Annotated in this window: 7 protein-coding genes; 6 read left to right on the top strand and 1 reads right to left on the bottom strand. The window is 56.6% G+C overall.

The annotated features are described in order from the left end of the window. Positions 1 to 428: 428 nt before the first annotated feature. Positions 429 to 677 carry a hypothetical protein gene (locus ACIGGF_RS25255; protein ID WP_397523777.1) on the bottom strand — a complete coding sequence of 83 codons (249 nt, stop codon included), beginning with the start codon at positions 675 to 677 and terminating at the stop codon, positions 429 to 431. A 28-nt stretch (positions 678 to 705) separates the two neighbouring features. Here ACIGGF_RS25255 and ACIGGF_RS25250 point away from each other — a divergent pair, with 28 nt between their 5' ends. The 6 genes from ACIGGF_RS25250 (at position 706) to ACIGGF_RS25225 (ending at position 5,027) form a co-directional block, all read left to right on the top strand. After that, entirely contained in the window at positions 706 to 1,080 is a 375-nt protein-coding gene (locus ACIGGF_RS25250; protein ID WP_397523776.1) for a hypothetical protein, read from the top strand. Positions 1,081 to 2,848: 1,768 nt separating this feature from the next. Beyond that, positions 2,849 to 3,058 (top strand): hypothetical protein, encoded by a 210-nt coding sequence (locus ACIGGF_RS25245; RefSeq protein ID WP_397523775.1) that lies wholly within the window; start codon positions 2,849 to 2,851, stop codon positions 3,056 to 3,058. Between the two features lie 359 nt (positions 3,059 to 3,417). Further along, positions 3,418 to 3,759, top strand: a complete 342-nt coding sequence (locus tag ACIGGF_RS25240) for a hypothetical protein (protein ID WP_397523774.1) — start codon at positions 3,418 to 3,420, stop codon at positions 3,757 to 3,759. Next, positions 3,752 to 4,099, top strand: a complete 348-nt coding sequence (locus tag ACIGGF_RS25235) for a hypothetical protein (RefSeq protein ID WP_397523773.1) — start codon at positions 3,752 to 3,754, stop codon at positions 4,097 to 4,099. The genes ACIGGF_RS25240 and ACIGGF_RS25235 overlap by 8 nt, the downstream gene beginning before the upstream one ends. 26 nt (positions 4,100 to 4,125) lie before the next feature. Then, a complete protein-coding gene (locus ACIGGF_RS25230; protein WP_397523772.1) occupies positions 4,126 to 4,635 on the top strand; it encodes a hypothetical protein in 510 nt (169 codons plus the stop codon). A gap of 56 nt (positions 4,636 to 4,691) precedes the next feature. Further along, positions 4,692 to 5,027 carry a hypothetical protein gene (locus ACIGGF_RS25225; RefSeq protein ID WP_397523771.1) on the top strand — a complete coding sequence of 112 codons (336 nt, stop codon included), beginning with the start codon at positions 4,692 to 4,694 and terminating at the stop codon, positions 5,025 to 5,027. The last annotated feature ends 58 nt before the right edge of the window (positions 5,028 to 5,085 follow it).

The raw sequence follows: 5,085 nt of genomic DNA, 5'->3' as shown, positions 1-5,085 counted from the left end.
CCGACACGCCCCAGGGTGGGGAATTACGTGACAGCGGGTGAGGAATTAGGTGACGGACAACCCCTCAAGCCTGGGGAATTACGTGACCGCTGACACCGACCGCGTTTCGTTCCTTTACTGTTGGCTGAACACGCCAGCCGGCCAGGCACCATATCTAGTGTTGTAGGCAGATGTCGGACACTAGGTATAGAATCGAACACACGTTCTAAAGCTCTGCGATTGGATCCGCATCAGATCGACCCTCGCCAGCTTGCCGGACACCCGTTAGAGGCCCCCAGTTCAACGCTGCGGGGCTCTTCGCGTCGGCACCAAATAGCTTCAACATTCTTTTCCCACCTCTTTTGAAGGTAAGGCCATGCCTACTGACTTCACTATAAAACGGACTCGTCTGGACCGTGCAAACGGTAAGCGTCCAACTTCCACCAGGTTCATTTTGACCCGAAAAAGCGAGGATGGCGGGCGTGAATCGTTCTGGCAGCTTTCACCGACCGCAATGAGACTGCTTGCGGATCGTTTGCAAGACGCCTTAGACGATTACGAGGAGCAGGAGCGACATGCCGGAACCTAAAACCTACGTCGTCAGCTTCTGGTCTGACAAGTACAACAAACGCCTTCACAAGGTCGGCATCAATGGCACCAGCAAAGCGCTCATTCTCGATGACGCTGACCTCGCGCATGTTGTTTCTCTAGCTTCAGGAGCTATCGGTGGAAGACCTAGTACGGGCGGATGAAGATTGGCCGGAGTATCGGTCGAACCTGACTCGTATGCCCGGAGGTTGGAACATTATGGAGCGGAAACTTTTCGAGCGTTTGGGTACCGGATCGGTGCCTGCGTGGCAAAAGGCAGCACTTCATTGCTGGGCGCATATTGATCGTCGCGGCCACTGCCCGATGCCGAAGGGCAAATTAACCGAACTGCTCGGTAAGAATTCTGATGTGGATACCCGGAAGGTAGTTCGGCAGGCAGTGAAGAACGGCTGGTTAGCTGACGGGTCCAATGATCGTTGTCTAATTGCGCCCTATGGCGTGGAGTTCAAAGCAGGAAACTACAAACTGCGTTCTACCTGCGAGTTTCACTGACTAAGAGTATTGAGAGGAACTTTGACTTTGTGCAGGTCAAGGCCCAAAAATCGGGAATGAATTGTTCCCGAAGTGGGAGAAATATGTTCCTGCGCATCCCTTGGTGACGTTGGTCGCGCCGAAGTCTCTGACCGTATTTGCTCTTATGCCGATTGCTGCCCTCTGGCGGACACTCTCCGCAGACTTTAAGGCATCCCCTATACCTGAGGTACCTAAATGGTTGAAATTGCTTACAGCGTCAATGCTAGCCCTAAGCCGCCCATACAGTTCTCTCTTCAAGTCATGGTCCAGACCATCCCCGAGGCGATCGCATATCTTCGCGGAGGACTTTACAGGCTACCCAAGGCAGTTCCAGAGGGGGCGTCGGAAACAAAGAATGCCAATGGACCCGGACCCCAAGCCCCTGCCGATCTCAACGTCATCGATGCCGCGGACAAACAGTTGGAGATATTGGCTTACTGGGCAGAAATTTGCGGCGTCGATATGACCGACATCGGCCGAACCTGGCGTTACCATCCCAGCCATCCCGAGCTAGCCGGCTACATCCGAGGTATCGCCAACGACGACCCAAGGCCAGCGGACCGGCTATCCGTCCGTCTCCTCATGGCCATGCGGTCACGCGACTGGGTCGAACCTGCCGGGATGCAAGCAAGCCTGCACGACCTCCTAGCCACTCACTCGAAGGCGTGGCCGGCTGTCCACGACCTATTGCTGGGGGCTCGATGAGAACACCACCAACCATCGACGGCGGCGTGGCCGCGCAAGAGTTCCCAAAGCACTGGCTACCCAAAGCAGAAGCGCTACGACTCATTGACCGATGCGACCGCACACTGAGGGTCTGGACGAGAACCGGATTAGTCCATCGCCGCATACGTGCCGGTGTCAACGTATGGGAAGCATCCGAACTACTCCGCGCCAAAGAGACCAAACGGCAGAACTACCTGAACAAGCCGAAACGTGCAGGGCTCGGGCGCGGCAACCGGCACCCCGCAACAGACAAAGTCCGACAAATGGTAGCCGAGGGTTACCGCAACGTCGACATCATCCGAGCAGTCGGTTGCGGAAACCACATCGTCGGCAAAATACGCAAAGAGATGAGAGACACCAATGCGTAAACCCCCGATAATTTCAGCATCAGATGACCCCGCACCCTACTTTCCTGAACGTTGGATTACGTTGCACGAAGCTGTACGAATATCAGGGAGAAGTCCAAGCACTATCTACAACTGGCACCGAAAGAAGCTGATACGACGTAAACGGCGGGACGGAAAGTCAGTCTATGAAGCCAGTGAATTACTGCTCGCACTGACAACAAGTGCGGATCGCCGAAAAGCCGCACAATTTCAGGTCGGACGCGTCGGTCCAGCCGGCCCTGGACGTGGGCACAAAGGCCCGATGAATAAACCGGTGCGACACATTGAATAGGTAGAATTAGGGTAGGCGTGAGCGCGAAAGTGATCGCCTTTACGCTGCTCCGCCGCTAACCCAATCCCCGTAAATCCGGGGCGTCTAAATTTTTACCATCCAACCGTTGCCAAGATGGCAATACCCCTCAGGAGGTGACTAGGCCAATGCCTGAACCAATCCGATGGTTAACCGAACCGCAAGCCGCAACCTACATTGAGAGAAGCCCGCGCACTCTGCGTATGTGGCGTCAACACAATGAAGTGGTGGCGTATCGACAGTCTCGTTCAAGAGTCCTGTACGAGGTCGAAAGTTTGAACCGTTGTGCAGCCATTCAGAAGGCTCGACGTGAACAGTATTCGGGATGTCCAGTAGACAAGCAGGAAGTAATGGCGTGAGTGCTCCGAGGATAAGTGAGATCGACCGGATTATTGGGGCGCGTGCTGTGAATGCGCGCCGCAACTCCGATGATGTCGCGTTTGATTTGGCATTCGATGATGCTGTGCACCGTTACGGCGGGCTGGAGCGACTGGTGTGGGTGTTGGCTGATGAGCTGGCGAAGGTGCCGGCGTGAGGGACCGTCCCCGCCTATACGGCGGCAAAGGTCGGTACACGCAGTGGACGCAGCAGCCTCAGGAGGCGCTAGCGGGCCTTCCGGTACCCGAAGTTGCAGATGGTCACGAAAGTCCCTCAGAAGCTGACGGGGAGGGTAGCAAGAATGCCTGAGGCGAAGAAACTTCCGTCGTGGAAGATCCGGGAAGTCAATAACCCTGATCTCACGCCAAGGTGGACCATCTCGCGTTTAAAGCGGGACGGAAACTATTTCAGTTGGACAATAAACGAAGCCCAGCTCTTCGCGTTAGCGGACGCAACACAGGACGCAATCGAAAAGCACGAGGGTTATCTAATCCGAGAATCAGTGAAGGTTGATCAATGAGTGGGGATGCAGAAGCGATCGCAGCGGCCAAAGCGCAAGCCGCCGAAGCAACTGCCGAGGCAAGTCGACTAGCTGCCGAAAAGGTGCGGTTGCAGGTCGTGCACGAGAACGGCGTGCCAGCGGTGGTGGCTGACAGGCTGCGTGGCTCGACAGCCGAGGAGTTGGCAGCCGACTGGGCTGAGATAAAGCCTGGGCTGCGTGTACCTGCCGCCCCGGTCTACGACCCGAACGCACCCCGCGTACCTGCGCCGGTCATGCATCAGGGACCACAGCCAGGGACGCGTAAAACGGCAGATGATTACTTCTACGAGAGCATCTTGGAGCCCGAAAATGACTGAAACGGACGAAGGACAGAAGTACTATCGTGTCAAGGCAGCCATCGTGCAGATTCGAAGAATGAACGCTGAGGAGCTTGCCGGCGTTCCACACTCAGTGGCTCGCAGACGCGAAGAGACTGACGCAATCGACGGCGGATATTTGTATTACGGGAATCGCGTTCCGTTGTGGGCCGACGAGTCCCAAATTCGGCACAACCTCGACAACAACCTGATTCGGGAAGTGACGCGGGAAGAATACGAAACGCTTGCCGAACCGGAAACACCCACCTGGTACTTACCTAATGCTGTTGATCATGCGGAGATCAAGGCTGACATCGAACGCAAATACTCGCACCTCTAGACCTAAATCTACGAAAGAGACACAAAATGACTGCACCAGCCATTATTCAGAATTCATTCGATCCCAAGATTGCCACCAGCGTTGACCCGTGGGCTGCCAACGGACTTGCCGATGAGTACCGCGAGGCTTACCCGGATGACTTTGCTATCGCCACCCGCGTCAACGGACCTGTGCCGAAGATGTTTGTCGCCGGCAAGGCGGACCTGCCTGACATGGTGTCTGCTGGCTTTGACCCGGCTGCGCTGATGCGCGTCCCGTGGCGGATGCGGCATTACGTTGCTGCCGAGCCTGTCGCGTCGACCGCGCACGCCCTGATTGAGAAGAACGCCAGCGACCCCGAGGCCAACGCGCACCACGAGGGCCTGAACCTGGCCTACTCACGGATCAAAGAGTGGGCGTCGGTGCCGGCAGACCAGTTGACTGAGGCCGAGTCTGCCGCACTGTTCGAGCGAATCTATGCGCCTGTGCGGGCTGAGGAAGCGCGTCGGGGTGACCGGTTGGCCGCTTACCAGTCCGGGCAGCCGCGCTACCTGTGATGTCTGACGGCCACTATCCCTCAAGCCAGAAAGAACTGACCCCTGTGAATGCGCCAATGAAGAACTACTTCGTCTGGGCTATCGATGAGCCCGTGTATGTGACCGGAAACCCTTGGTCCTTGAACGGGATCGCAGACGAAGCCTGGGCGGTCGACCCAATTCGATACACGGCAGCGATGCGCGTCAACGGTCCGCCCCCCAAGATGTTCCGTGGCGGTCTCGCAGATCTGCCTGGGGTCACGGGATCCGGGCTCGACCCACAGGAGCTGGAGAAGGTTCCTTACCGGCTGAGACACTTCGTAGCGGGTTTGACAGACCTCGAACAGGCACAGTCTTTGGTTGGTAAGATAACGGAGGGACTGCCCCAGGTTTGGTTGACATCTGATCTGTGAGGATCGCTCCTCACGGTGGAAGGATGTTCACCATGCCGAAAGCGTTCCCAGAGGAGTT

It is taken from the genome of Rhodococcus sp. NPDC078407 (genome assembly GCF_044542515.1).
Lineage (GTDB): Bacteria > Actinomycetota > Actinomycetes > Mycobacteriales > Mycobacteriaceae > Rhodococcoides.
Note: the sequence above shows the minus strand (reverse complement) of the source record. Positions and strands in the feature narration are given on the sequence as shown.